Source organism: Roseateles sp. SL47 (assembly GCF_026625885.1).
Taxonomy (GTDB): Bacteria; Pseudomonadota; Gammaproteobacteria; order Burkholderiales; family Burkholderiaceae_C; genus Roseateles.
Map to the genome: position 1 here is coordinate 2,443,808 of NZ_CP113068.1, position 25,824 is coordinate 2,469,631.

Below are 25,824 nucleotides of genomic sequence, written 5' to 3' on the forward strand. Positions count from 1 at the left end.
GTCCTTACCCCAGCTTCCATCGGGTATTGCTTGGCAGGTCGTTGCAGACATTACGGACCGCCACCAGCGTGAAGGTCGACGGTCGAACGTCAGGGGTGGCGTCGGGCGCGAACGTGCAGCACCCCGGTGCCGGGCTCCCGCTGCAGGGGCCGTTGGGCTGCGCAGGCTGCGGGGGGCCGGCCTTGATCTTCTCCAGCACATCCGCCAGTTCAGCATTGGTGGTGACCTCATAGCCCACGCCGCCAAATCCTTCTGCCAGCTTGACCCACTGCCACAGCGAGGTCTCCGGCACGCGGGTGAATGGTGCGAAAGCGGTCTTCGATTGGGGATTGAAGGCCTGGGCATTGATCAGGAACTGCTCAATGGCAAACACCCCATTCGCCATCACAAAGACCACGTTGTCCAACCCCAGGGCCGCGATGGTGCCGATGGCATTGGAGCTCTGGCTGAAGGCACCGTCGCCGGAAACGCTGATCACCCGACGCCGACTTCCGAGGGCCATTTGGGCCAGCTTCACCCCATAGCTTGCTGCCGGCGAATAGCCGATGGCGCCCCAGGCCAGCTGGGCGATGAAGCCGTTCTGTGGCACCTTGACGTTGTTGAGGTTGTAGAAGGTGAGTCCGGTGTCCGCGAGCAGTACCGGTGCGTCCTGGTTCTCATCATTGCCGAAGCTGGTCAGATAGTTGTGGTGCAGCAAGGACTTGAAGCTGTCCCAGGTGATCTGATCCCGGTATTGCTCCGGCGTGAGCTTGGGAATGCTCCAGATGTCACCGCTCAGTCCGGGGAAGGGCGCATTCGGCAACTGGCCATTCGCAGCCTGCAAGGCGGCCTGCACAGGTGCCAAGGCCGGGAATTGACTCACCAGCGACTGCATGGCGGGGCCGGAGGGTTCGCACACCACTTCCTGCAAGAGACCGACGAACGCCTCCAGCTGGATGTCGCCCCAATAGAGTTCGCCCTGATCCTGAAGCGTCAGACCGGCATTGATTCGGGCCGCCCCCATGCGCACCTCGATGCTGCCTTGAAGGGGCAGCCCAGGCGGTTGCAGAGGATTGAAATCCGCGCTCGCGACGCCGGAGAAATTGAAGTCCGTCTCCTGCACACCCAGGCTCAGGATGACGTCGGCCGCATTGACGAGATCCTGCACATTCTGCTGCGAGTTCCGGCCGTTGTAGGTGCCGCTGAAATAGGGCGTGTCGTATTCGCTCAGAATGCTTTTGCCGAGCAGGCTGGAGAGGAAAGGCGCTTTCAGCACCTTGAGCATTTGCCGGAATCGATCCTGGATCCCGAAGCGCGCCACCTCCACGCCGCCCAGCACCACCAGCCGCTTGGAATCGACCAGGATCGGCAGCACCATGCTCATCGCTTCATCCAGCGAGAGTGTGTTCTGCGGGATCGGCGATTTCTTCAGCTTCGCACGGCCAGAGACGGGGGCGACTGCATAGCCCTCCAGGGTGTTGGCGATTTCGATGTAGACCGGACGCGAGTCGGTAATGCAGGCGGTCAAGGCAGCATCGATCAAGTCTGGCGCGAGGGCCGGATTGTCGATCCGTATGGCCATCCGCGTGATTTGTTCGTAGATGCGCAGGTCGGTCAATGAGCCATCAAACATGTGATGCCACAGCACGCCTTGGTCGCGCTGGGAATTGAACTGCGCCACTGAGGGCGAGCCATTCACCAGCACCAGCGGCACATGCTCCACATAGGCACCTGCAACAGCTTGCACTGCATTGAGCGCTCCCACCCCGTAGGTGGTGGATACGCAGCCCACGGTCTTCCCACCGCCGGCGCGTCCAAATCCGTCTGCCGCATAGGTGGCGCACATTTCATTGTTGGGATGCACACGCACCAGGCCGGCATTGACTTCCGGATCGTCGAGTGTTTCCACCCAATCGCTGATGTAATCGCCGGGGATGGCCATGACGTATCGGACGCCGATCTCGGCAAGGCGCTTGTTGAGGTAGCTCGCGATGGTTTCCGTGGCTGGCCCGGCGGCAGCAGAAGCCCGCAATGGGCGGACCGCAGAGGAGGACTCGGTCCCCGGCGTGCGGAAATGGCGCCGGAACATGGATTGGGTCATGAGGCCGCTTTGAGGCATGGTGACAGCTCCGAGGCAAAGTGGGAGTGCCGTGGCACCTTGCAGGTGGTGCCACGGAACAGAGGGGCGAGGCCGGTCAGATCTGAATCTGGTTCATGACCGGAGCATTCAGATAGGCCGGGGCAGTCCACGGGCTCAAGGCGGCACTGAGGTAGTAGTAACTCAGGCTGTTGGGCGCTGGCTGAGCACCTGTCCATGAGGCCAGCCGCGCACGCTGGTTGTTGGTGATCTGGCTGTTCACCGAGTTCGACCCCGTCCAGATGGCATTCCAGAAGTTCTTCACGGCCTGCTGTTGCGCTGAACCCGCCGCGTAGGGGAACACCTGCAGCATGCCGTTGACGCTGCTGCTGTCTTGCGCGAGCGTGTCTGGCGGAACCACCACGGCGGTGCCGTTCATCACGAAGCTGATCTGGTTCTTGATCAGTGCCAGGCCATCGGCCGACTGGGGATTGGGAAGGGATGCCAGCACCGTTGCCTGCGTCACACTGGCGGCATCCGTCGGAGGCGCCAACTGCATGGCAAACGGGCCATTCGGCGTGAATCCCCAGCCATTGAGCATCGTGTCGTTCACTGCAGTGTGCTGGACGGAGCAGGTAAACAACAGATTGGTCCACGTGCTTTGCAGGGCGCTCAGTGAGGGCGTCCATGTGAAGCGGGTGGCCCCGTCGTGATTAAAAGCCGCCTGCACGGTCTTCATCCAGCCGTTCAGGCCGGCATCCGCAGCGACAGCGGCGTCGTTGGCATAGGTGGCTTGCACAACGTCTGACACAAAGGCGGAAATCGCGTTCCACCACACCAGGCCATCGTCCCGGTAGGGGTAGGTCAGCTGGGCGATCGCACCGGTTTGCAGACCCCGATTGGCCAACTGGGCAGGGAACGCGGCAGCATCGAAGCTGTAGTGGGTGAAAAGGTCACTCACCACTTGGTAAAGACCGATCCGTCCCGTGGGCAGCACGGCATCACAGAAGTTCTGGTTGGGCGCGGCTGCCTTTTGGTAGATGCCACTTTCTCCGCTGCCCGGCGCGCTGATCACCACGTTGTTGATGTCGAAGACCTGGGTCAGGAAGGGCTGAGCCAGCACCAGCATCGGGTGGGTGGGCGAGAGCTGACCCAACTGGATCTGGTTGAGCGCCGCGACACCGAACTGCATGTCGATGGTGTGGGTGTTGAAGAGGTGGGATCCGCTGAACCACCACTGCTGATCGGCGGAAGCCGTCCACAGCTTGGCGAGTAGCCAGGCGTCGCCCTTGGGATCGGCGGGATCACCAGGCGTAAAGATGTAGGACTTGGGGTCGGTCCCCTGGATCTGGATGGCCAACGGACGCAACTGGTTGCTGGAGGTGTCCACCTGGAAGAAGCAGATGGGTGCCGCCAGATATCGCCCCTTCACGACCAACTGCTGTTTCACCGCGTTGCCCAGCACGGGGGTGTAGTCGCACACATACAGCGTGCCGTTGGCCTGAGCTGCCGCCAGCGTGCTGGCCAACGCAGTCAACTGACTGCCGTTCTGCGCACTGTTGACCCATTGGTTGACGGGATAGTTGGCCGCTGTGGCCTGCCGAAGAACATCCGGATTCGCTCCGCCCAGACGCTGCCGGGCGAACTCCTGGTCGTCGTTGATCCAGTAGCCGGTGAGTGCCGTGACCTGATCGGGAGCGAAATCTGCGCTCCACATGCCCTGCGTGTACCACTGCTGGATCAATTGCGCTGTGGTGCTGCCGTTGTAGGTCTGCTTGGGAACGTTCGCGTCGATGTAGGCGTTCTCCGTGTTGACCTGGGCCACGCGCTGGGGGTTGTAGTCCCACCAGACGGAACTCCACAGCCAGGTGGAGGGAACCAGCGACAGGTCGTTCAACCACGGCGGCATGACGCCGTCAAAGCTACCGGCGACCGGATATTGAGTGGTGTCGTAGTTCAGGTCTGTGGAGCTCAGTCCGCTGTAGACATAGTCGACCACGGTGGTGCTGGTTGCGCTGGCGGCCAGTGTCGGATGCGGCACCTGCCCGGCCGTCTGATAGCGGCTGTCTGTGTGGCGGCTGAGTCCTGCCATGTAGCGCTGGATGGGCGCCGGCACGGAAGGGGAAAAGGTGGGCTGCTTGGATGTCATGATGTGTCTCCTTGTTGAATCAACCGTCGCGCGGACCCCATCGGCAGCTGCGACGCGGACGCGGCCCCTCCGTCACCAGGGGGGCGTGGATCCGCTCGCGGCAATGCCACACCAGCGATCGTGCGAGGCGGGCTTAAGCGCAGAGAAACCTGCGTGGGGGTGGAGTCATTGGCTCGGCGTCAGCAGAACGCTGTGCGCCATGTCTTCGATGTCGGCGCGGCCGAAGTAGGGAAGCATCGTCGGCAGGATCAGCCCGCCGCCGAGGGAGGAACGCAGTTGTTCCATCGTGTGGCGGTTCATGCGTCCCTCAAGGATCAGCACCTCCCACACGGTGCGGAAGGCGGAGTCATAGGCGCCCGCGATCCAGTAATGCACCATGTCCAGATGCTCACCGGCAAAGTGGAACAGCCCCTGCGGCTCGCGCGCATCCAGGAACTTCTGCAAGAACTGGCCGGGCGCGAAGAACTCGAAGCCACCCCCCGCCAAAGGGTCCTGGTTCCAGACGATGGACGCACCGTGGCCGAGGTATTCCTGCCGGGCCACCTCGCCATGAAGCCGCACAACATGCTGGAGGCAGGCGTCCAGCATCTGCTGATGCGTCAGATGGGAGAACTTGTCGGCGTCGTTCTGCCAACAGTAGCTGGCCAGAATGTAGGCAGGCCCTGGCTCACCAATTCCGAAAGATGGATACACCACGCTGCGGACCGGCAGGTCGGTGTTGCTCTGCCCGCCAGCCATCCCCTGGCTGTAGGGGCCCGCCTGCTCCCAGAACCTGGAGCGGAAGCCCAGGGACACCTTCACCGCATTGGTCATCTTCAGGAGGCGGATGGCCTCGTATTTGCGCAATGACCAGGACGAGGGGGTCTCAATGAACCTCAGGACCGAGAACGGAACGGTGATGATGACCCGGTCGAATTCGGCCGTCTTGGTGAGGTTGCCCTGTCCCATCCGGTAATGCACGATGGCCCGACCGTCCTTCTCCTCCAGGCGAAACACCGTGGCGCCCATCGTGATGCGCTCCTGTGGAATGCGCTGCTGCATTTCCTGGGCAATGCGGTCGGTGCCGCCATCCATGGCGGACCAATGTTCGGTGTCATCGAAGGAGTAGTTGTCCAGCAGAATTTCCAGGAAGGCAAGGTCGTAGACCCCGCTATAGCTGAGAACGGTCTCCATGTAATCAACGATGCGTACGGGATAGGGGCGGACCCCGTCGCCGACGAGTTGCAGATAGCTTCGGCCAGAGTAGCCGTCGTACTGCAGCAGCTTGGCCCAGGCCTCGTCCACATGCCCGCTGTTGAGCAGATCCATGAAGGGCTGGATGGCCAGGTCCAGCAAGGTCTGTGCGGGCTTGAGCTTGCCGTTGGAGTCCTTGAAGTAATCGAATTCCGGGCCTTCAAAGAGGGAATCGAATCCCAGCAGGCTGTTGTCCAGAGTCGCCTGGTTGCGGGTGACGGGGGGGCGGCCGTTGAAGCAGAGCAGGTTGCCCGCCTGGAGGTCGGTGCTGGCGTCGTAAAGGATGTAGGGAATGCGCTTGATTTCCCTGGCACCTGGAACGTTCGGCGCGGTTTCATTCAGGTAGTCCCAGAATGCAAACAGTCGTGACTGCAGCCAGGACTCGGGGAACCGCATGGCGCCCAACTCGGCGTATTGGTGCGGTTCATTGTTGAAGTAGTGGGTGCGCACTCGCCCGCCAACCCGCTCGCCAGACGCTTCGAAAATCTGGTGCTCGATGCCGAACTGGTCCAAGAGCAGTGCCGCATACATGCCCGCCATGCCGCCGCCGACAATGCCCACTCGAAGTGGCGCTGCTGCGGCGGAAGCCTTGCCCGTGATGGGCGCTGCCGTCGCGGGGGCGGGGTGGCGGAGTTCTTCCTGAGTCTTGAGGTGGGCACCGATCCGCTGCATCAACTTCACGCGTGCATCACTCACCTTCTGGTTTCTCTGGCCACGCTGAACGTGCGCGGCCTTGATCCGATCAGATGACATGACGGTCTCCCTGTTTTCAACTATGAAGCCCGAGGATTGATCTTTTGTGGCTTTGGATGAAGTGTCGGACTTGCGTCAAAAATGTGGCGAGTGGCTATCGTTGAAGTTGATGAAGAGCTGGGAATGCAGTCCTCTCGCTGTAAAAAGCTACAGTCGGTTCAGTGCAAGTTCTTTGTCATTCATCGTGAGGAATTGAAATGGTCCGTCGAGTCAAGCCGTATCTGCTTCACGCCTCCTTCAAGCCAGACGTCGAATTCGATTTCGATTCCTACCCATTCAGCGTTCCAGCCGTCCGTGAATTGGAGAACATCAAATTTCATCCGAATGTCACGTTCTTTGTCGGCGAAAACGGCTCCGGCAAGTCAACCGTGCTGGAGGCCCTGGCCGTGGCCTTGGGTTTCGGGCCGGAGGGAGGGACGAAGAATGTCCGCTTCAGCACCGTGGATTCCGTGTCTCCCCTGCATGACGCGCTGCGGATCGCCAAGGGTGTGCCGCAGCCGAAGGACGGCTACTTTCTCCGTGCTGAAAGCTTCTTCAACGTGGCGTCCTACATGGACAGCACCGGCTACGTGAGCGGCTATGGTGGGTCGCTGCACGAGCGCTCCCATGGGGAAGCCTTCATGGCGGCATTTATCTGCTCGATGAACCGGAGGCGGCACTGTCACCCAACCGGCAACTGGCGGCGCTCAGCGCCATCCACCAGCTGGTGGAGGATCAGTCGCAGTTCATCATTGCCACGCATTCACCGATTCTGCTGTCCTACCCCCATGCCAAGATCATTCAGTTCGACAGTTCCGGTTTGAGTGAGGTGGCTTATGAAGACACGGAACACTACGCCATCACGCAGGACTTCCTGAACAACTATCCGCGCCGCCTGCAGCAACTTCTTGCGGATGAAGACGATGCGTGAGGATCCTTGTCGTCTCCGCATGTGAATCACTGCGGAGACCCATCGTCTGGAATCGCCTTTCGCTTTGGCGGGCACAATCCGGAGAAATTTCCGTTCAGGTGATCGTTGATGGGAGGACGTCTGAATGTTGTTAATCCGTGCAGTGGTCTTGACCGCGCTCGAGACCTTGAATCCGAACCCAAGGGGACGGCAATGACAATCCTGTCGGCGGGGCATTTGAGTTGGGGAAGGCCGACCGTCACCATCGATACGCCAGCTTCGCCGCATACTGTCGGCCATTAAAGCCAAACGGCGAGAAGCTGCTGTAGCGCAGGATGCCCCCCACCGAATTGGCGGCCAGCACCTCGTCGGGGTAGCGATTGTTCAGGTTGTCTACTCCCAGCTGGGCCGTCCAGGGGCCCTGGCTCCATGCCACGGAGGCATCCAGCAGCCAGGCTGCACTGAAGCGCTGGTCATTGACGGCGCTGCTCTGGCGCACTTCATAACTGCCGTAGCGTGTGGCCGCCAATCGCAGGCTCCAGGCGCCCCATTGGTGCTGCGCGGACAGCAGCAGCTTGGAGGACGGCGAACTGATGGTGGCGCGGGCCAACGTCACACGGTCGATCAGCAGGAGGCTGTTCTCGGTCAGCACCGCCGGGTTGTCCGCCACCTGCCGGATGCTGTTCTTGTTGTGGTTGAAGGCCAGGGTGTAGTCGCCACGCCCGCAGGCGCCCCAGTCCTGCCGCAGGCTGCTGACCAGGTCCAGGCCACGGGTGCGGGTGTCCAGCGCATTGGTGAAATAACGCCCCGCGCTCACCAGCACGCCCTGGGCGGCCAACTGATTGCGCAGCGCCGTGGGCAGGCTGAGATTGGCGGACAGCAGAATGCGGTCGTCGATGTCGATCTGATAGAGGTCCAGCGTTGTCTGCCAATCCCGGCTGGCCTGCCATTGCAGACCCAGGCTGGCCTGGCGGGATTTCTCGGCCTTCAGCGGTTTTGCACCCAGGGCCTGCGCGGCGGCGGACGCCACCGGGAAGGTGCCGGCCTCCACCAGCGCGCCGTTGATCAGATTGGTGGAGGTGGTGGCGAAATACTGCTGGGCCAGGGAGGGCGCGCGGAATCCGCTGGACACCGTGCCCCGCACCGACAGGCTGGACGCCACCACATAACGGCCCGACAGCTTCAGGGCGGTGGCCCGGCCGAAGTCGCTGTAGTCCTCCAGGCGCAGGGCCGCCGAGGCACTCAGGTCGCGCGTCAGTTGGCTCTCCAGGCCGCTGTAGATCGACACGTTGTGGCGGCGATGGCTGCCCGCATTGCTCGGCTGGAAGCCCGGAAAGCCGGAGGCGCCGCCGTTGCTGTAGGAATCGGGCTCACCCGCCGTGATGGCGTACCGCTCCTGGCGCAGCTCTGCGCCGAGGGACCAGACCGCCGGGCTGATGCCGCCCCAGTCGATCTCGCGCGACACGTCCGCATTCAGCAGCGTTTGCTGATTGCTGAGGCCGCCGGCATCAAATCGTGTGGGGCTCGCGGCGCCGAGCGAGTAGTTGGCGGTGTTGGCCACGGCCATGTCGAAGTCATTGCGGCCATGGTTGAGGCTCAGGTCCCACTGCCAATCCAGCGCCTGGCCGCGCAGCCCCAGCACCAGGCTGGCATCCCGGCTGCGGCTGTCCTCCAGCGGCAGGAAACCTTCCGGATACAGGCTGTCCACGTTGTTGGCCACGGCGGTGGCACGGGTGCGCCAGAAGGCGGCGCTGAGCGTGTTTCGCTCGCTGTAGCTGGCCACGGTGTAGGCCTGCGCGCCGGCCACGTCGAGCTGGCCGTTGACGATCAACGCCCGTTGCGTGCTGTCCGGGTCGCCCAGGCGGTTGTTGACCAGGCCCTTGCGCGGCTCGGTGGCCGCATCCCGGGTATCCACCCCGGCCCGATTGGTGTGTTGCTGGTGGCGGGTTTCCGCTGCGAGGCGCAGCCAGCCGCCAGTGCCCAGCGCGATGCCCAGGTCGGCGGCAAGGCTGGCCCGTCCGCCGTCGCCTGCATCGGTCTGGCCCAGTTCACCGGCCACACCGCCGCCGGCCGCCCCTTTCTTCAGCACGATGTTGATCACCCCGGCAATCGCGTCGGAGCCATATTGCGCTGCCGCACCATCCCGCAGCACTTCCACCCGTTCAATCGCGGCCATCGGAATGGCATTCAGGTCCACCGGCGCGGACCCTCGCCCCTGGCTGCCATTGATGTTGACCACCGCGCTGCTGTGGCGCCGCTTGCCGTCGATCAACACCAGGGTCTGATCGGGAGACAGTCCACGCAACTGGGCCGGACGCACCGCGTCGGACGCATCGGTGAGCGAGGGCCGTGGGAAGTTGAGTGAGGGCAGCCATTGAGCCAGCGCGGTGGCGAGTTCCGTGCTGCCGCTGCGCTGGAGCTGGGCGGCACTGATGACATCCACCGGTGATTCCGATTGCGCCAGGCTGCGATCCGTGCGGCGGGTGCCGGTGACCACCACCTGTTGGAGTTGGGTGGATGTGGTGGATGTGGTGGTGGAAGGGGAGGTCGGGGATGTCTGTCCCAGTGCAGGCAGGGCCAGCGGTGCCAGGGCAGCACCGGCCAATGTCAGGACGGCGGGCTTGAACGGAGTCGGAAGCATGGGTGGGTAGCGTGATGCAGTTCAAAGCGATGAGCGTGCCCTCAGCTTCACGTGCCGGCAATGAAGCAAACTGAGGAAGTTCATAACCTGGATGAACGATTGTTAGCCCCAAGAGAACGACAGCTTTGCGAAGTGAGCGGAGAATCCCAGGCTGGTCTTTCCACCCCGCTGCCGCGGCAGACGGCTGAAGCCCCACGTCGGGTCCTGGAGTGCCTATGCAAAAACCTCTTGTGAATCTCGCGGACCTTGAGTTCACCGACATGGAAGAGAGCGGCTACTACACCTCCCGGCGTGCCCAGTTCAGCGCTGGCATCGGAGCGAAGAAGCTTGGCCACAACCTCACCGAGCTGCCGCCCGGCCGTGACGCCTGAGTCCGCGACTGGTAGTAGAGTGCAGCCCATTGATCCGGCTGTTTGAGAAGGAGCCACCATGCCCAAAGGCGTACAACGCAATGACAAGTCCAGCAAGAAGCCCAAGAAGGACACCGGGACGGTGAAGGAGTCGTCCTCCGTCTCCGACCGGCCCATTGCACCCACCACTTCGGTGCTGCCCAAGGGCAAGCTGAAGAACAAGGCCGGCTGAGCGGCCGTACCGGCATGAAAAAGGGGTCGGCAGTGTGAACTGCCGACCCCTTTCCTCTGAGGATCGCTGACGCTTACTGGCCGAGCAGCGACTTGACCGCCGCTTCCAGCTGCTGGTCTTCGCCCTTGTCCAGGCGGCTCTTGTTGTTGGGCACCACGATGTCCGGGGTGATCAGCGCGCGTTCCATGAAGTCACCGTTCTGCGCCCGGAAGCCGACCTGCGGAATGCCGAAGTAGGTGGCGCCGTCCTGCATGGTTTCCCACCACACCGCCGTGCCGGTGCCCGCCACCGGCATGCCGATCAGCTTGCCAATGCCCAGGTGCTTGTAGGTCCACGGGAACAGGTGGGCATCCGAGTAGTTGCTTTCGCTGATCAGCACCGCCGAGGGCTTGACCCATTTCGCCGTGGGTTCCCAGCCCAGGCTCTGGCCACGCGGCAGGAACTCCAGGTACTTCTTGCCTGACAGCAGCGTCGCCAACTCGTCATGCAGATTGCCGCCGCCATTAAAGCGGGTGTCCACGATCAGGGCTTCCTTGCCACTGGCACGGCCCAGGGCGTCGGCGTAGGTCTGGCGGAAACTGGCGTCATTCATGCCCCGCACGTGGACGTAGCCCAGGCGGCCGCCGGAGAGCTTGTCCACCAGCGCACGTTCACGGCGCACCCAGCGCTTGTAGAGCAACTCACGCTCCGCCCCGATGCTGATGGCCTTGAGCGACTGTTCGAAGCGCTGGCCGGACGCCGGGTCCAGCACCGACAGCACCACCTGCTTGCCGGCCTTCAGGTTGAGCAGGGAATCAAATTCCGCGCCCGCAGCAATCGTCTCGCCGTCGATGGCTTCGATCACCATGCCGGCCTTGAGCTTGTTCTGCGCCGTGTCCAGCGGGCCGCCTTCGATGACCTCGATCACCTTGATGCCGGCGCCTGACCAGGCCGGGTCGTAGAACACGCCAAGAGAGGCGGTGGCATCACCGGACGGTGCCGGGCGATAACCGCTGCCGGTGTGGGAGACGTTGAGTTCACCCAGCATTTCGCTCATCAGCTCGGCGAAGTCCACACCATCGGCCACAAAGGGCAGCTGACGTTCATAGACCTTGCGGTAGTAGGCCCAGTCGACGCCGCCCATGTCGGTGACATAGAGCTTTTCCTGGGTCTGGCGCCAGGCGTGGTCGAACATCTGCGCCCGTTCGGCCGCCCGGTCGATGCGCAGCTCGGCGGTGAAGTTCACCGGCTCGGTGCGGATGTCCCCCTTGCCGCCTTCCGGCACCTTGAACTTCTGCACCCGGCCACCGGTCATCACAAAGCCGTTGGCGCCCTTGGCGTCCAGCCACAGCGCCACCGATTCCACCCGCCCGCCCGGCAGGGGGCCGACGCGGTGGTTGTCCTTGTCGCGCAGCCGGCTGTGCCAGAGCTCGTAGCCGTCGCCTTCCTTCACCACATAGAACAGCTGCTCGCCATCCGGAGTGACCGCGAAGTCGCGGATATCGCCGGATGAGGCGGTCAGGCGGGCGACGCGGTCGTCCATGCCTTCCATCTCGAACACCACCGGCTTGGCCGGCGGCTGCTTGTCCTCGGCCTTCTTGTCCTCGGCCTTCTTGTCGTCGGACTTGGCGTCCTTCGAGTCCTTGCCGTCTTTCTTGGCGTCCTTGGCGTCGTCCTTCTTGCCTTCGTCCTTCTTGTCCTCGTCTTCCCGCTTCTTCAGCTGCGCATATTCCGCCTTGTCCAGCTTGTAGCGGTCGAAGGCTGCGCGGGTCAGGAACATCGCAAAGACGTCGGCATCCACGCGGGCACCGCCGCCGCTGCCGTGCAGGCCCTGGCGGTCGGTCAGCCACACCATCATCTGGCCCTGGCGGGCAAACAGCGGATGCAGGTCTTCATAACCGCTGTGGGTGAGGTTCACCAGCTTGCCGGAGCCATCGGCCGGCACCACACCGACTTCCTGGCTCCAGCGGTTGCGGTCCACAAACTGCACCAGCAGGCTCTTGCCGTCCGGCGCCCAGTCAAACCACTGGTCGCCATCCTCATAGGAATAGCTGTTCTCGGCCGCCATCACCACACGGGTCTTTCCGGTGGCGATGTCCAGCACATGCAGGGCCGCACGGTCCTGCAGATACGCCACCTGCTTGCCGTCCGGCGAATAGCGGGGCTGGAAGTTCTGATGGGCATTCTTCAACAGCACACGCGTCTCCACCCGCGGGGCATTGAAGAAGCTGGGCACGGCCTTTTTATCGCCCACCAGGCTGCTCTCGCACAGGCTCCACTGGCCGTCCTGCTCGCAGGCATACAGCAGCTTGCGGCCATCCGGGCTGAAGCTCACCGAGCGCTTCTGGCCCGGGCCGTTGGTGATGTGGCGGGTGTTGCCGAATTCGGCCGAGGTGACAAACACCTGGCCCCGCACCACCACCGCCACTTCGCTACCGTCCGGGCTGACCGCCATGTCGGTGGCGCCGTCGCTGAGCTTCAGGTTTTCCACGGTCGGCACCAGCGCGTCCGCCGCAATGCTCACCCCGACCTTGCGGGGCTGGGCCTCATCGCCGGCCTGGGTGTAGAGCTCACCGTCATAGCCATAGGACAAAGTGCCGTCCGCCGCGACCGAGAGGAAGCGCACCGGGTTTTTGGTGAAATGGGTGATCTGGCGGGTGGCCGACGGATTGTCCACCGGCATCTTCCACACATTGAAGGAGCCGCTCTGCTCGCTCAGGTAGTAGATGGCTGATTCGTCGGCGGACCACACCGGATTGCGGTTTTCACCGCCGCTGCTGGTGAGCTTGCGATGCTGGCCGGTTTTGGCATCCCACAGCCAGATGTCCCGGGCCACCGGCGAGAGGTGGTGTTTGCGGAACGCGTTTTCATAGCCCTTCCAGTCCTCGTAGACCAGCTGGGTGCCTGCCTTGTTGTAGCGGCCGGCCAGCGCCGGCTCACTGAAGAGCTGGGTGGGACGGCGGCCACCGTCCACGCTGACTTGATAGGTCTCGCTCAGCGCCGGGGAGGGAAAGCCGATGTTGAGGCGGGCGTCCTGCCGCTGGGCGGAGAACAGCACCGACTTGCCGTCCGGCGTGAAGGCAAAGGGCGTCTCCGGGGCCGAGTTGAAGGTCAGCCGACGGGACGGGCCGCCATCGGCAGACACCACAAACACGTCGTCATTGCCATAGACATCGGCCGCATAGGCCAGCAGCTTGCCGTCCGGCGACCACACCGGGGCGGCGTTGTGCTTGCCGTTGGACACCAGCAGCCGGGCCGTACCACCGGCCGTTGGCACCAGATAGAGATTGCCCTGGAAGGTGAAGGCGATCTGACGACCGTCCGGCGAGATGCTGGACTGGCGCAGCCACAGCGGCTGCGTCACCGGCCCCAGGCTGGGCACGGGGCCCTGGGCCTGTACTGCGGGGAAAGCCATCATCAGCGCCAGCGCGGCGCCCGCGAGTTTGAATCTCATGACATGAACCGGACGGGTTGGAAAACGCCGAGTCTAGAAGCCTTCACCCCCAGGTGTCCTTAGACACCCCGTGCCTGGGGCCCGGATCCGCTTCCATCGGTCCACAAGGTGTGCGATGCAGGGATGGCGCATCCGTTGCAGACATTGTCGAAACGGAACGGACATGGACCGGAAACGTCGTTGCACGAGGGAAGGTCTGCATGCGGTGTCTCTGGGCGACGGTTTACGATCAGGGTGACCAGGCCCCATCACAGTGAGCCGCCGGGTGCCGGTGGCCGGGCACCCCCCCAGTCATTCATGAAGCGAGGCAGCGATGAGTCCGGACAAGGTGGATCGAGCACGCGTGCGTGGATTAACGGACCTGCCGAATGTCGGGTCGGCCACCGCCAAGGATCTGGAGCGCCTGGGCATCCGGTCGCCGGAACAGCTGGTGGGGGCTGATCCTCTGGTCTTGTTCCGGCAGTTGTGCGAGGTCACCGGCGTCCGTCACGATCCCTGCACGCTGGACGTGTTCATGTCGGCCGTGTCCTTCATGGACGGCGGCCAGGCGCGCGCGTGGTGGGCGTTCACTGAGCACCGCAAGCGGTTGCTCGCGGCACGCAGCTGAGATGGGGCCATCCCCGGCCCTGCTGTGCCCCCTCAAGCGCCCCTATCCACACCCGGTCACACCCGGTCACACCCGGTGAACCCGGTGAACCCGGGCAAGAAAAAAGCCCGCCGGCAAGGCCAGGCGGGCTTGGTGCAAGGTCAGCCCGAGGGCTGCGGTGCGCTGATGCGGATGGACCTGCACCGATGGGACGGTACGCCCCTCAGTCGAAGACCGGCGTTTCCACGCCCAGCACCTTGTGCAGCTTGGGGCTGGTGGTGGTGTATTGCAGGTGGACGCGCTTGTCCGGGTTGATGATGGGCATCGCGCCGAAAGCGGCCAGAGCGGCCTCGTGGAAGCCGGAGAGAATCAGCTTCTTCTTGCCGGGGTAGGTGTTGATGTCACCCACCGCAAAGATGCCAGGCACGCTGGTCTGGAACTTCTCGGTGTCGACGACGATCTGCTTGCGTTCCAGCGCCAGACCCCATTCGGCGATCGGGCCGAGCTTGGGGGACAGGCCAAAGAACACCAGCACCTGGTCGGCCGGCACCACGCGGGTCACGCCGTCGCCGCCGGTGACCTTCACGCCCTTGAGCAGGTCGTCGCCTTCGTCAATGTCGCTGACCTGGCCGACGATGAACTGCATTTCGTAGGCGTCGCACAGTTCCTTCATCTTGGCGACCGAGGCCGGGGCGGCACGGAAGCCGTCACGGCGGTGCACCAGGATCACGCTTTCCGCCTTGTGCGGGTTGCCGTCCGCATTGCCGCCGCAGAAGTTCAGCGCCCAGTCCAGGGCCGAATCCCCACCGCCGACGATCACCAGGTTCTTGCCGGCAAACTGCGCCGGGTTGCGCACCCGGTAGTGCACCTGCGAACCCTCGTACTTGTCGATGCCCTCGACCTTCAGCGTGCGCGGCTGGAACGAGCCCACGCCGCCGGCGATGAAGATGGTCTTGGTCAGGAATTGCGTGCCCTTGCTGGTGGCGACGAAGAAACGACCGTCGTCCTGCTTTTCCACCGTGGTGACTTCCTGACCCAGATGGAAGGTCGCGCCAAAGGGCTCGATCTGCTTCATCAGGTTGTCCGTCAGTTCCTTGCCGGTCACGACCGGCAGGGCCGGGATGTCGTAGATCGGCTTGTCGGGATAGAGCTCGATGCACTGGCCACCGGGGTAGGCCAGCGAGTCGATGATGTGGGCCTTGATCTCCAGCAGGCCCAGCTCAAACACCTGGAACAGGCCCACCGGGCCAGCGCCCACGATGACGGCATCGGTTTCGATCACGCCCGCGTGCGGGGCCGAGGTCGCTTCAGTCACTTGCTTTTCCATTCAATAAGAGGGGGTGCCCGCCCGCCGGCGGCGGAAGGACGCCGGGGCGGCGAATCAGCGAATCAGCTGATCCAGCTTGCCGGTCTTGTCCTTCCACTCCTCGGCGTCGGGGAGGGAGGCTTTGCGCTTGGTGATGCTCGGCCACTTCTTGGCCAGGTCCGCATTGAGCTTGATCATCATCTGCTGATCGCCCGGGACATCTTCCTCCGGCATGATCGCGTTGACCGGGCACTCGGGAATGCAGACGGCGCAGTCAATGCACTCGTCGGGATCGATGGCCAGGAAGTTGGGGCCTTCGCGGAAGCAATCGACGGGGCAGACATCGACGCAGTCGGTGTATTTGCAGCGGATGCAGGCTTCGGTGACAACGTGGGTCATGGAGCGGCTCTTGTGGTGACGGGGCCCGCCAGGACAGACAGGCCCGTGAAAATCAGTGCGGCCAGCACGGAAATCAGGCGCGCTCTGACGGAAAACAGCGGATTTTAATCGTTCAGGGTTTGTGCCACGGGTTCGAACGCGTCAATCCCGGGGATTTGCGTCTTTCCTTGACTCGGCTCGGTGGTTGCGGCGGGGGCCTGCGTGGCGGCTGACGGCACCGGCGCGGCCCCCGCGCCGACCACCACCACGGTGGGACGGCCTCGGTGCAACATGGCGGCGGCGGCCAGGTCCTGCACCTGATGCTCGCTGGACAAAGCGTCCGGGCAGCCCGCGCGGGACACGACGCTCACCGGCGTTCCCACTGGCCAGCCGGCCTGCAGCAGCCGCCGGGAGAGGGCGGCGAGCTGGCGCCCGGCCATGTAGAACACCTCGGTGTCGGCGGTGCGGGAGGCCCGCAGTTCGCCTTCCTGGGTCATGGCGGTGGTCAGGCTGACGCTGCGGCCCTGGCCCCGGCGGGTCAGCGGCCGGCCGGTCTGGGCCGCCGCCGCCAGGGCAGCGGTGACGCCTGGCACCACCTCCCAGGCGATGTCGGCCCCGGACAAGGCCTGCAGTTCTTCCTCCAGGCGACCCAGGACGCTGGCGTCTCCGCCCTTGAGCCGCACCACCACGCCATGCTGTTGCGCTTCCCGCACCAGAATGGCATTGATGGCGGTCTGCCGGGTGGAATGGCAGAAACCGCGTTTGCCCACATCCACCCAGCGGGCCTGGGGCGCCAGTTCACGCAGGGCGGGGTCGGTCAGCGCGTCGAACAGCACCACCTCCGCCTGGGCCAGCGCGCGTGCGCCTCGCAGCGTGATGAGATCGGCGGCCCCGGGGCCCGCGCTCACAAAGATCACCTTGCCCATCGTTGTCCTTCGGCAGTTCTGGCGGGGGCCGGGTCAACGCACCAGCAAGGCACCACTGGTGCGGTTGCTGGTGGGGTCGACCACGATCAGGGCACCGCCCACGCGGTTCTCGGCATAGGGCTGCAGCGGCAGTTCGGCTTGCAGCTCCACGGTGACACGACCGATTTCATTGACGTTCAACTCACTGGCTTCAATCTCTGCCAGCGTCTGCACATCCAGGCGGTGGTCGATGGCGGTGATGCGGGCCTGCACCCAGCGGTTGCCGTGACGCACCCAATATTTGCGGCCGACCACGGCCGCTTCGGTATCCAGCCAGGCCAGTGTGGCCTGGAAACTGCGGGTGGGCTGGGCGGCGCCCGGCGCCACGATCCAGTCGCCGCGCGACACATCGATCTGCTGGTCCAGCACCACGCCCGCCGATTCCCCGGCCACGCAAGCCTGCACGGTTTCACCGGCATGGCGCAGCCCGGCCACCACGGCCGTCTGGCCGCTCGGCAGGATCTGCACCGTATCGCCCGGCCGCACCTGGCCCTGGGCAATGCGGCCCCACAAGGTGCGGGGCTGATTGCCGGTGCCTTCGCCTTCCCGGGCCACATACTGCACCGGCAGCATCAGCTGGGCTTCCACCGTTTCCTGCACCGTCGGCAGGCCTTCCAGCACCTGCAGCAGCGAGGGGCCGTCATACCAGTCGGCGTCCAGCGGCTGGGTCACGTTGTCACCCCGCAGGGCCGAAACCGGCACGATGGCGGTGACCTGGATGCCGGCCGCATCCGCAAATTGCTGCAGCGCGGCGCTGACCTTGCGGAAGGCGTCGCCCGGCTGCGCGGCCGCATCGATCTTGTTGATGGCAAACACGATGCTGGGCAGGCGCAGCAGATGGGCCAGCAGGCTGTGGCGGCGGGTCTGCGGCAGCAGCACCACATCTTCCACCGACAGGTCCAGCTTGGTCACATCCACCAGCACCACGGCGGCGTCGCTGCCGGCGGCGGCGGTGACCATGTTGCGGGTGTACTGCTCATGGCCGGGCGCATCGGCAATGATGAATTTGCGTTGCTTGGTGGCGAAGTAGCGGTAGGCCACATCAATGGTGATGCCCTGTTCACGTTCGGCCTCCAGGCCGTCGGTGAGCAGGCTCAGGTCGATGGGCTGGCCGGCCGCACGCTTGGCCAGGGTGTCGAGCTGGTCGGCCAGGATGGCGCGGCTGTCATACAGCAGCCGACCGATCAGGGTGCTTTTGCCATCGTCCACGCTGCCGGCGGTGAGGAATCGCAGCGCGCGGTGGGTGGTGTCGACATCCGACTGATGGATGGTGTGTGCGGTGGAGGTGGTCATCGGAACTCCTGGCGGGCGGCCCTGAGGCCGGCCCACGCCCCCGCAGGGGCTGATTCAATGGGGAGCAAAACCCGGCGTCTCAAGCGGCTTGCCAGTCGGCCTGCCAAGCGGTCCGGAAGCGCCAGAAAACGCCTGCGCTCTGCGCTCAGAAATAGCCTTCTTTCTTGCGACGCTCCATCGAGGCATCGGAGGTACGGTCATCCATCCGGGTGGCGCCGCGCTCGCTCACCGTCACCGTCAGGGTTTCAGCGACGATGTCGGCGGCATTGGCGGCCGGGCTTTCCACCGGGCAGGTGCAGGTCATGTCGCCCACGGTGCGGAAACGCACCTGTGCGGTCTCGATCTGTTCATCGGCCTCGGGCGGCGTGACGTCGGTCACCGGCACCAGCAGGCCCTTGCGGCGGATGACCTGACGGTCATGGGCGTAATAGAGCGAAGGCAGCGGGATGTTCTCGCGGGCGATGTAGAGCCACACATCCAGCTCGGTCCAGTTGCTGATCGGGAAGGCCCGGAAATGCTCGCCCGGACGGATGCGGGTGTTGAACAGGTTCCACAGCTCGGGACGCTGCTCCTTCGGCTGCCATTGGCCGAAGCTGTCGCGGTGGCTGAAGATGCGTTCCTTGGCCCGTGCCTTTTCTTCGTCGCGGCGGGCGCCGCCGATGAGCACATCGAAGCGATGTTCTTCGATGGTTTCCAGCAGCGTCACGGTCTGGTGCCCATTGCGGGATTCCAGCGGATGCGCCAGGCGAATGGTGCCCTTGCGCATGGAGTCTTCCAGATGGCCGACCACCAGGCGTTCACCCATTTCAGCCACGCGGCGATCGCGGAACTCGATCACTTCGGGGAAGTTGTGGCCGGTGTCCACATGCACCAGCGGGAAGGGCAGCTTGCCCTTGAACTCCTGGCTGGGGCCGGTGCCGCCGCGCGGGTCGGGTGTCACGCGCTGCTTGAAGGCCTTTTCAGCCAGGCGCAGCACCACGCAGGAATCCTTGCCGCCGGAGAACAGCAGCGCCGGGCGCTCGAATGCGGCAGCCACCTCACGCAGGATGAAGATGGCTTCTTCTTCAAGGTGGTCCAGATGGCGGTGATCGGCCAGCGGCAGCAGTTGTTCCAGGTTCACGGGGGCGTTCATGCCGGGGCTCCGGTGGTGGGGGAGGAGGAAAGGGCGGAGGCAGCGGTGTCCGAGGCGCCATGCGACTTGTGCAGTCCGCATTCTTTGGCGTCGTCGGATTCCCACCACCAGCGGCCGGCGCGGAAGTCTTCACCGACCGAGATGGCGCGGGTGCAGGGCGCGCAGCCGATGCTGGGCATGAAATGGTCATGCAGCGGGTTGTAGGCCACCTGATGCAGTTGCACGTAATGCCACACGTCCGCCCAGCTCCATTCCGCCAGCGGGTTGACCTTGGTGCGGCCCTGGCCGTCCGGTTCACGGAAGGGCACGTCCGCACGGTTGTTGCTCTGTTCACGGCGCAGGCCGGTGATCCAGGCCTGCTTGCCGGCCAGCATGCGCGACAGCGGCTCCAGCTTGCGCAGGCCACAGCAGCTCTTGCGCAACTCGATGCTGCGGTACATCGCATCCTCGCCATGGGTACGCACGAAATGCAGCACCTGCTCCTCCACTGGGCGGAACACCTCCACCTTCAATCCATAGCGGGATTCGATGGCGGGGATCAAGCCCAGAGTTTCCTCATGCAGCTTGCCGGTGTCCAGCGTGGACAGCGCGATCGGCAGCTGATGGCGGGCGATCAGGTCGGTGACGATCATGTCTTCCACCCCCAACGAGGTGGACTGCACCGCCGCCGGGCCGAAATCTGCCGCCACCTGGCGCAGCACGTCGACGGTTCGGGCCAGCCGCTCGTCAAAGCCCGCCGTGGCCCGGGCATACAGCCCGATGGCGCTGCCGTTGGCCTGGGCCGGCCCGGGGGCCGGGGGGGCACCGTCCAGTGGCAGGGCCGAGGCAGATGCAGAAGCCGGGTCGGGCCAGGAGGCGTCGCTCATGCTCAGGCTCCGGGACGCGCGAACGCCGGGCGATGCTCCTGGACATCCCCCTGGTAATGACCGGGGAAGAAGCTCAGGGCCCGTTCGGCGGCGGCCTGGGACTGGTCCGCCCGCAGCTGCACCGCATTCACGCCGCAGCGCTGCAGCAGCGGCATCATGTCCACCAGCACTTCGCCCACGGCGCGGATTTCGCCGGTGAAGTGATGGCGCACGCGCAGCAGCCGGGCCTGGGTGTAGGCCCGTCCATCCACCCATTTCGGGAACTGCACCACCACCAGCGACAGGCGCGGCAGGTCGGCGGCCAGGTCGGCGACATCGGCATCATTGGGCAGCAGGACGCCGGTGCTCAGGCCGGTCGGCCAGGTGTCCCGCACGGCGTGCCACTGTTCCAGCGTCAGCAGCTTGTGGTGGCCAGCCGCCGGATGCGGTTGAGGGCCGTCCTCGCCAGCGCACAGGTGCCAGGGGTCTTGGGCTTTGATCACGAACTTCATGGCGGTGGCGGCGGTCAGTGGGCGGCGGTGGTGCGGCGGATGGCGTTGGCAGCCTGCTTGAAGGCGTCCAGGCCGATGCGTCGCACGGTGGCGATGAAGCGTTCGCCGGCCAGGCGTTCGCGACGGTAGGTGGCGATCACGGCTTCCACAGCGTCGGCAGCTTCATCCGCTGCAAACGAAGGGCCGATGACCTTGCCGGCGACAGACGGGCCCGACAGCGTGGAGCCATCCGAGCCGCCCAGGGTGATCTGGTACCACTCGGTGCCGTCCTTGTCGACGCCCAGCACGCCGATGTGGCCGCTGTGGTGATGGCCGCAGCTGTTGATGCAGCCGCTGATGTGCAGGTCGATGTCGCCGATGTCCCAGAGTTCATCCAGATCCTGGAAGCGTTCGGTGATCTCGCTGGCCAGCGGAATGGAGCGGGCATTGGCCAGCGCGCAGAAGTCGCCGCCCGGGCAGGTGATCATGTCGGTCAGCAGGCCGATGTTGGGCGTGGCAAAGCCATGCTCCTTGGCGGCGGCATACAGCGCCGGCAAGTCGCTTTCTTTCACCCAGGGCAGCAGCAGGTTCTGGTCATGGCTGACCCGCAGCTCACCGTGGCTGAACCGGTCGGACAGGTCGGCGGCGGCGTCCATCTGCGCATCGGTGGCATCGCCCGGCGGCAGGCCCACGCGCTTGAGCGACAGGGTGACTGAACGGTAGCCGCTGACACGGTGGGGCAGCACATTGCGCTCCAGCCAGCGGCGGTAGCCCGGCTCGGCACCTGCAAAGAGGTCGGTGGCCGGCAGCGGCGTCACGCCGGCCGGTTCCACAAAGCTCGCGGCCACGCGGGCCAGTTCCGCCTCGGGAATGATCTGCTCATGGCCACCTTCGTCGGTGGACAGGATCTGCTGGTACTCCTGGTTCACCGCATCAAAGAAGGCCTGGCCTTCGGCCTTCACCAGAATCTTGATGCGGGCCTTGTACATGTTGTCCCGGCGGCCAAAGCGGTTGTAGACCCGCACGATGGCCTCGAGGTAGACGAGGATGTGCTGCCACGGCACAAAGGCATTGATCTCCTGGCCCACGATCGGCGTGCGGCCCATGCCGCCGCCGACCAGCACCTGGAAGCCGACTTCGCCAGCCTCATTGCGGCGCAATTGCAGGCCGATGTCATGCCAGCCGATGGCCGCACGGTCTTCGGCAGCGCCGGAGATGGCGATCTTGAACTTGCGGGGCAGGAAGGCGAATTCCGGATGCAAGGTGCTCCACTGGCGCAGCACTTCCGCATAGGGGCGCGGGTCCACCAGCTCGTCGGCGGCCACACCGGCCGTCACATCGCTGGTGATGTTGCGGATGCAGTTGCCGCTGGTCTGGATGCCGTGCATGTCGACATCGGCCAGCAGATCCATCACATCCGCGCCCTGGGCCAGCGGAATCCAGTTGAACTGCAGGTTCTGCCGGGTGGTGAAGTGGCCATAACCGCGGTCGTACTCGCGGGCGATACGGGCCAACTGCCGCATCTGGCGGCTGGACAACACGCCATACGGCACGGCGATGCGCAGCATGGGCGCATGGCGCTGGATATACCAGCCGTTCTGCAACCGCAGCGCACGGAAGTCGTCGTCGGGCAACTGGCCCGCGAGATGGCGTTCGAGCTGGTCCCGGAACTGGGCCGCACGGGCGTGGACGAACTGGCGGTCGAAATCGGTATAGGCGTACATGGCAGCGATGTCAGCGCCGGCCTGGGACACACACCGCTGCGTCATCTGACACCGCTGCTGGCCCAGGGCTGGCCGGGAATCGTGACTCTATGAATGCTTTATATATATGGGAACTACAAAATCGTAGATTGCTTATTCTTGAATAAGCATATGAAGAATCCTGCAAAGCGCGATGCGGCGAGGCGCGGGGGGAGGGGAGCCCCCTCTAGTCCCGCGCCAGCCGCATCAGGGCGGCCACCTGGGCCTGGATCCGATCGGGGAGGGGCACATCACCCGCCAGCATGTCCTGGATCAGCGCCGCGTTGTCGGCCGGCTCGCAGGCGGTGGACAGCGGGACGTCCAGATCTTCATTGGGGGACGGCTGGAGATCCCACACTTGCCCATCGACGAAGCCTTGCAGGTGAGCTTTGCGGCGCAGGTGGAGATAAGCCTCGCCTTCGCTGGCTCGCATCAAAAGTGCCCGGCTGCCGGCCTGGCTGAGCAGCGGCAGGGCCGTTGCCATGCTGTCCACATATTCCGGATGGGTCACGGCCACCACGCGCACGCTGCGGCCCGGCGCGGGGTCCAGCAGCTTGGCCACGCTGTGGCTGCTGTTGCGCAGGCCCATGCGGGGGCGCAAGGCCATCAAAGCGTCCAGACCGGGGTTCAGGCGAGCCAGAGGCAGCACCGTGAGCCGCCGCTCGGTGAGTTGGGCCTCGGCCTGAGCCAGGGTGTCGGCCGTGGGCAGGTGCAGGGCGTCCAGCAGTTCAAACGGGCTGATGCGGCTGTCGAAGTCGTGACGCCCGTGGATCAGCACCGGGATGCCGGCGCGCGCCAGCAGCAGCGCCACCAGCGGCATCAGATTGGCCTGCTTTCGGGCGCCGTTGAACGCGGGCAGCAGCACCAGGCGTGGGCCGGGCGGCACGGTCAGGCGTGTGGTGCGGGCCTTCATGGCGGCTTCAAAGCCCAGCAGTTCATCCAGGCTTTCCCCCTTGATACGCATCGCGATCAGGATGGCACCCAACTCCAGGTCCGGCACGGTGCCGTCCAGCAGTTGGCCGAACAGGCGCTCGGCCTGGTCACGGGTGAGGTCACGGGCGCCGCGGGTGCCGCGGCCGATCTCTTTGAGGAGCGGCGCAAAGTCCATGGGTGCAGGCAGGAGAGGAGGGGACCGGCCAACAGGCCGGCGCCCATCTTACTGACCGCTGGTGCAACCGGCTGGGTCGTGGGCGGAGGTCGCGCCGGTGGGGGGCGCGCTGGCGGGGGCACTCACCGGTGCTGCCGGAAATGGGGCCGGGGTGGCCAGCGCCTGGGTCGGCGGCGGTGCACGGCGCTCACGGGCCCATTGGGGCAGGGCGGCCGCCGGCATGGGTTTGCCGATCAGATACCCCTGCAGCACCTCGCAGCGGTGGCTGAGCAGCCACTGCGCTTGCGCCTGCGTTTCCACACCCTCGGCCACACAGATCATGCCGAGCTGGCGGCCCAGGTCCAGCATGGTGCGGGCCAGCAACTGGCCGTGGGGGCTGTCCAGCGCGCGGATGAAGCTGCGGTCCAGCTTGAGGGTACGGGCGGGCAGCGTCTGAAGGCGGGCAAAGGAGGAATAACCGGTGCCGAAGTCGTCGATGGCCATCTCGAAGCCTTCGCTCGACAGCCGCTCCACCTGGTCTGGCGCCTGGCTGTCCGGGTCCATGATGGCGGATTCGGTGATTTCCAGCTCCAGGTCGGCCGGTGTCAGGCCGACCGCATGGAGATGGGTGAGCAGGTGCTGGGTGAGCTGGGGGTCGGCCAGTTGCTGCGCCGACAGATTGATGGAGATGGTGGGCACCGACACACCCTGGCGGCGCAGCGCCACCAGATCACGGCAGGCATGGCCCACCACCGCCATCCCCAGCGTGCCGATGAGACCGGAGGACTCCGCCAGCGGGATGAACACATCGGGCGGGATCGGACCGAGCGTCGGGTGATTCCAGCGGGCCAACGCTTCCAGGCTGTGCAACTGACCACTGGCGGTCACCAGCGGCTGGTAGGCCACCTGCAGTTCGTCCCGTGCCAGCGCACTGCGCAGGTCCATGCGCAGGCGGTAGTCCTGCTGGCGGGCGACGTCCTGGCTGGCATCAAACACGGCGGCCTGGTTGCGACCCCGCCGTTTGGCTTCATACATGGCGATGTCGGCACGGCGCTGCGCTTCTGCGGCGGATAGGACGTCCAAGCCCAGCCGGGCCACGCCCACGCTACCGCCGACCTTGAGGAAGAGGCGATGCGCCGCCACAGGGGACTCCAGGGCATCAAAGACCGAGCGCACCACCGCATCCACCGGCCGCAAGGGCGTGCCGGTGACGAGGATGCCGAATTCATCGCCCCCCAGGCGGGCCACCTGGCCGTCCTGCTTGAAGGCATTCCGCAGCCGGCCGCCGACGGCCACGATCACCGCGTCCCCGATGGGATGGCCATGCTGGTCGTTGATGCTCTTGAAGCCGTCGAGGTCCAGGTAAAGGATCCAGCCATCGCGGGAGGGCGCTTGCAGCGCCTGCTCGATGATGTCGTCAAAGGCGCCGCGATTGAGCAGGCCGGTGAGGGGATCGCTGTTGGCGGCCAGCCGCAGGCGGTGCTCGGTCTCCCGCAATTGGTGGCGCTGCCGGCGCGAACTGAGCAGCCAGACCAGCATGCCGATGAACTGGGCAGCAAAGAGCACGCTGAGGTCGCGGGCCAGGTCGGCATAGACATCCCGGGGATTCAGCCGCATCTGCAGCGAAACGCCCGGTTCGCGGTCGGAATGGACTTCCACACACAGCGCCAAGGTGCTGGTGGAGCAACTCGGCCGGGGCACGATCTGGCCGGACTCGCGGCTGCAGGTCATGTTGCGGCAGAGCGTGAGACCGCCCAGCGAAGGGTAATGCTCCAGCGCCCCACGCAAGGCGGCGGGCCGGTCCGATTCTGCAGTGAAGGCCACCCGCTCGAGCAGAGCCCGGCCCATGCCCTGGGCCTGCGCCGTCTTCTCAAGAAGACCGAAGTGCAGATTGATCAGGCACATCAGCAGGCCGGCAACGGCGGTGGTGACGGAGAACTGGAGCCAGTGGCCCTTCTCCGCCGAGGGCACACCCCGAGTGTTGTTCGACATGGATGAGGGCACTCAAGCCCCGGACGGTCCGGGGCACATGCCGCATCATCAGGCGCCGCGACCAGCGCTGGCAACGACCGGTGGTCTGCGGACTCCGGCCTGTGCAAGCAATTCACGAAAAATTTGACTATTACCAAGCCGGCTGCGGGCGCGGACGATGACACGTCAGCGCCCGCAGCGGTGGCTTGAGAGGGCGCCAGAGGCCTCCAGAGTTGCCAAGAGGCCTCAAGAACCTCAAGAGGGCTTCCGTCAGTCTCGACCGGGGGCGGGC

General features: G+C 64.9%; 18 protein-coding genes and 1 pseudogene. 4 read left to right on the forward strand and 15 right to left on the reverse strand.

What is annotated here, in order from left to right; genetic code table 11:
* Nucleotides 1–4: 4 nt before the first annotated feature.
* The 3 genes from OU995_RS10550 to OU995_RS10560 all read right to left on the reverse strand — a co-directional run bounded on the left by OU995_RS10550 (nucleotide 5) and on the right by OU995_RS10560 (nucleotide 6,191).
* Complete coding sequence (locus OU995_RS10550; RefSeq protein ID WP_267835486.1) at nucleotides 5–2,080, reverse strand: thiamine pyrophosphate-binding protein; 2,076 nt, start codon at nucleotides 2,078–2,080, stop codon at nucleotides 5–7.
* Between the two features lie 94 nt (nucleotides 2,081–2,174).
* Complete coding sequence (locus OU995_RS10555; protein WP_267835487.1) at nucleotides 2,175–4,205, reverse strand: lipoxygenase family protein; 2,031 nt, start codon at nucleotides 4,203–4,205, stop codon at nucleotides 2,175–2,177.
* Between the two features lie 165 nt (nucleotides 4,206–4,370).
* Nucleotides 4,371–6,191 carry a flavin monoamine oxidase family protein gene (locus tag OU995_RS10560; protein ID WP_267835488.1) on the reverse strand — a complete coding sequence of 607 codons (1,821 nt, stop codon included), beginning with the start codon at nucleotides 6,189–6,191 and terminating at the stop codon, nucleotides 4,371–4,373.
* A gap of 197 nt (nucleotides 6,192–6,388) precedes the next feature.
* On the opposite strand from OU995_RS10560, the pseudogene OU995_RS10565 reads away from it, so the two are divergent.
* Nucleotides 6,389–7,101 (forward strand): annotated as a pseudogene (locus tag OU995_RS10565) (AAA family ATPase).
* 238 nt (nucleotides 7,102–7,339) lie between these two features.
* On the opposite strand, the gene OU995_RS10570 reads toward OU995_RS10565, so the two are convergent.
* On the reverse strand, nucleotides 7,340–9,721 hold the full coding sequence (locus tag OU995_RS10570; protein ID WP_267835489.1) for a TonB-dependent receptor plug domain-containing protein: 2,382 nt from the start codon (nucleotides 9,719–9,721) through the stop codon (nucleotides 7,340–7,342).
* Nucleotides 9,722–9,936: 215 nt separating this feature from the next.
* On the opposite strand from OU995_RS10570, the gene OU995_RS10575 reads away from it, so the two are divergent.
* Together OU995_RS10575 and OU995_RS10580 are read left to right on the forward strand one after the other, a co-directional pair.
* Nucleotides 9,937–10,092: a hypothetical protein gene (locus OU995_RS10575; RefSeq protein ID WP_267835490.1), complete on the forward strand. Its 156-nt coding sequence runs from the start codon at nucleotides 9,937–9,939 to the stop codon at nucleotides 10,090–10,092.
* 58 nt (nucleotides 10,093–10,150) lie between these two features.
* Nucleotides 10,151–10,303, forward strand: a complete 153-nt coding sequence (locus tag OU995_RS10580) for a hypothetical protein (protein ID WP_267835491.1) — start codon at nucleotides 10,151–10,153, stop codon at nucleotides 10,301–10,303.
* Nucleotides 10,304–10,376: 73 nt separating this feature from the next.
* Here OU995_RS10580 and OU995_RS10585 read toward each other — a convergent pair whose 3' ends face one another.
* Nucleotides 10,377–13,736 (reverse strand): S41 family peptidase, encoded by a 3,360-nt coding sequence (locus tag OU995_RS10585; protein ID WP_267835492.1) that lies wholly within the window; start codon nucleotides 13,734–13,736, stop codon nucleotides 10,377–10,379.
* A 313-nt stretch (nucleotides 13,737–14,049) separates the two neighbouring features.
* Between OU995_RS10585 and OU995_RS10590 the strand changes: the two genes are divergently transcribed.
* The gene (locus tag OU995_RS10590; RefSeq protein WP_267835493.1) at nucleotides 14,050–14,343 is read left to right on the forward strand and encodes a helix-hairpin-helix domain-containing protein; all 294 of its coding nucleotides are present in this window, start codon (nucleotides 14,050–14,052) and stop codon (nucleotides 14,341–14,343) included.
* A 202-nt stretch (nucleotides 14,344–14,545) separates the two neighbouring features.
* Here the strand turns inward: OU995_RS10590 and OU995_RS10595 are convergent, their stop codons facing one another.
* The 10 genes from OU995_RS10595 to OU995_RS10640 all read right to left on the reverse strand — a co-directional run bounded on the left by OU995_RS10595 (nucleotide 14,546) and on the right by OU995_RS10640 (nucleotide 25,553).
* Nucleotides 14,546–15,637: an NAD(P)/FAD-dependent oxidoreductase gene (locus tag OU995_RS10595; protein ID WP_420714848.1), complete on the reverse strand. Its 1,092-nt coding sequence runs from the start codon at nucleotides 15,635–15,637 to the stop codon at nucleotides 14,546–14,548.
* 66 nt (nucleotides 15,638–15,703) lie between these two features.
* A complete protein-coding gene (fdxA, locus tag OU995_RS10600; RefSeq protein ID WP_267835495.1) occupies nucleotides 15,704–16,027 on the reverse strand; it encodes a ferredoxin FdxA in 324 nt (107 codons plus the stop codon).
* Nucleotides 16,028–16,131: 104 nt separating this feature from the next.
* The gene (gene cobA / locus OU995_RS10605) at nucleotides 16,132–16,932 is read right to left on the reverse strand and encodes a uroporphyrinogen-III C-methyltransferase (protein ID WP_267835497.1); all 801 of its coding nucleotides are present in this window, start codon (nucleotides 16,930–16,932) and stop codon (nucleotides 16,132–16,134) included.
* 33 nt (nucleotides 16,933–16,965) lie between these two features.
* The gene (locus OU995_RS10610) at nucleotides 16,966–18,264 is read right to left on the reverse strand and encodes a sulfate adenylyltransferase subunit 1 (protein ID WP_267835498.1); all 1,299 of its coding nucleotides are present in this window, start codon (nucleotides 18,262–18,264) and stop codon (nucleotides 16,966–16,968) included.
* Between the two features lie 145 nt (nucleotides 18,265–18,409).
* Nucleotides 18,410–19,396 (reverse strand): sulfate adenylyltransferase subunit CysD, encoded by a 987-nt coding sequence (gene cysD, locus OU995_RS10615; protein ID WP_267835499.1) that lies wholly within the window; start codon nucleotides 19,394–19,396, stop codon nucleotides 18,410–18,412.
* A complete protein-coding gene (locus OU995_RS10620; protein ID WP_267835500.1) occupies nucleotides 19,393–20,262 on the reverse strand; it encodes a phosphoadenylyl-sulfate reductase in 870 nt (289 codons plus the stop codon). Before OU995_RS10620 ends, cysD begins: the two co-directional genes overlap by 4 nt.
* Before the next feature lie 2 nt (nucleotides 20,263–20,264).
* On the reverse strand, nucleotides 20,265–20,753 hold the full coding sequence (locus OU995_RS10625) for a DUF934 domain-containing protein (RefSeq protein WP_267835501.1): 489 nt from the start codon (nucleotides 20,751–20,753) through the stop codon (nucleotides 20,265–20,267).
* A gap of 14 nt (nucleotides 20,754–20,767) precedes the next feature.
* Nucleotides 20,768–22,456 (reverse strand): nitrite/sulfite reductase, encoded by a 1,689-nt coding sequence (locus OU995_RS10630; protein WP_267836235.1) that lies wholly within the window; start codon nucleotides 22,454–22,456, stop codon nucleotides 20,768–20,770.
* A 205-nt stretch (nucleotides 22,457–22,661) separates the two neighbouring features.
* Nucleotides 22,662–23,582 carry a DNA-binding protein YbiB gene (ybiB, locus tag OU995_RS10635; protein WP_267835502.1) on the reverse strand — a complete coding sequence of 307 codons (921 nt, stop codon included), beginning with the start codon at nucleotides 23,580–23,582 and terminating at the stop codon, nucleotides 22,662–22,664.
* A gap of 48 nt (nucleotides 23,583–23,630) precedes the next feature.
* Complete coding sequence (locus tag OU995_RS10640) at nucleotides 23,631–25,553, reverse strand: putative bifunctional diguanylate cyclase/phosphodiesterase (protein WP_267835504.1); 1,923 nt, start codon at nucleotides 25,551–25,553, stop codon at nucleotides 23,631–23,633.
* Nucleotides 25,554–25,824: the final 271 nt, after the last annotated feature.

Coding starts and splice junctions, on each gene's coding strand:
- OU995_RS10640 (WP_267835504.1), bottom strand. CDS start 25,553: ATGTCGAACAACACTCGGGGTGTGCCCTCGGCGGAGAAGGGCCACTGG.
- OU995_RS10630 (WP_267836235.1), bottom strand. CDS start 22,456: ATGTACGCCTATACCGATTTCGACCGCCAGTTCGTCCACGCCCGTGCG.
- OU995_RS10555 (WP_267835487.1), bottom strand. CDS start 4,205: ATGACATCCAAGCAGCCCACCTTTTCCCCTTCCGTGCCGGCGCCCATC.
- OU995_RS10625 (WP_267835501.1), bottom strand. CDS start 20,753: ATGAAGTTCGTGATCAAAGCCCAAGACCCCTGGCACCTGTGCGCTGGC.
- OU995_RS10575 (WP_267835490.1), top strand. CDS start 9,937: ATGCAAAAACCTCTTGTGAATCTCGCGGACCTTGAGTTCACCGACATG.
- OU995_RS10550 (WP_267835486.1), bottom strand. CDS start 2,080: ATGACCCAATCCATGTTCCGGCGCCATTTCCGCACGCCGGGGACCGAG.
- fdxA (WP_267835495.1), bottom strand. CDS start 16,027: ATGACCCACGTTGTCACCGAAGCCTGCATCCGCTGCAAATACACCGAC.
- OU995_RS10570 (WP_267835489.1), bottom strand. CDS start 9,721: ATGCTTCCGACTCCGTTCAAGCCCGCCGTCCTGACATTGGCCGGTGCT.
- OU995_RS10590 (WP_267835493.1), top strand. CDS start 14,050: ATGAGTCCGGACAAGGTGGATCGAGCACGCGTGCGTGGATTAACGGAC.
- OU995_RS10585 (WP_267835492.1), bottom strand. CDS start 13,736: ATGAGATTCAAACTCGCGGGCGCCGCGCTGGCGCTGATGATGGCTTTC.
- OU995_RS10560 (WP_267835488.1), bottom strand. CDS start 6,191: ATGTCATCTGATCGGATCAAGGCCGCGCACGTTCAGCGTGGCCAGAGA.
- cysD (WP_267835499.1), bottom strand. CDS start 19,396: ATGAACGCCCCCGTGAACCTGGAACAACTGCTGCCGCTGGCCGATCAC.
- OU995_RS10620 (WP_267835500.1), bottom strand. CDS start 20,262: ATGAGCGACGCCTCCTGGCCCGACCCGGCTTCTGCATCTGCCTCGGCC.
- OU995_RS10580 (WP_267835491.1), top strand. CDS start 10,151: ATGCCCAAAGGCGTACAACGCAATGACAAGTCCAGCAAGAAGCCCAAG.
- OU995_RS10610 (WP_267835498.1), bottom strand. CDS start 18,264: ATGACCACCTCCACCGCACACACCATCCATCAGTCGGATGTCGACACC.
- cobA (WP_267835497.1), bottom strand. CDS start 16,932: ATGGGCAAGGTGATCTTTGTGAGCGCGGGCCCCGGGGCCGCCGATCTC.
- ybiB (WP_267835502.1), bottom strand. CDS start 23,582: ATGGACTTTGCGCCGCTCCTCAAAGAGATCGGCCGCGGCACCCGCGGC.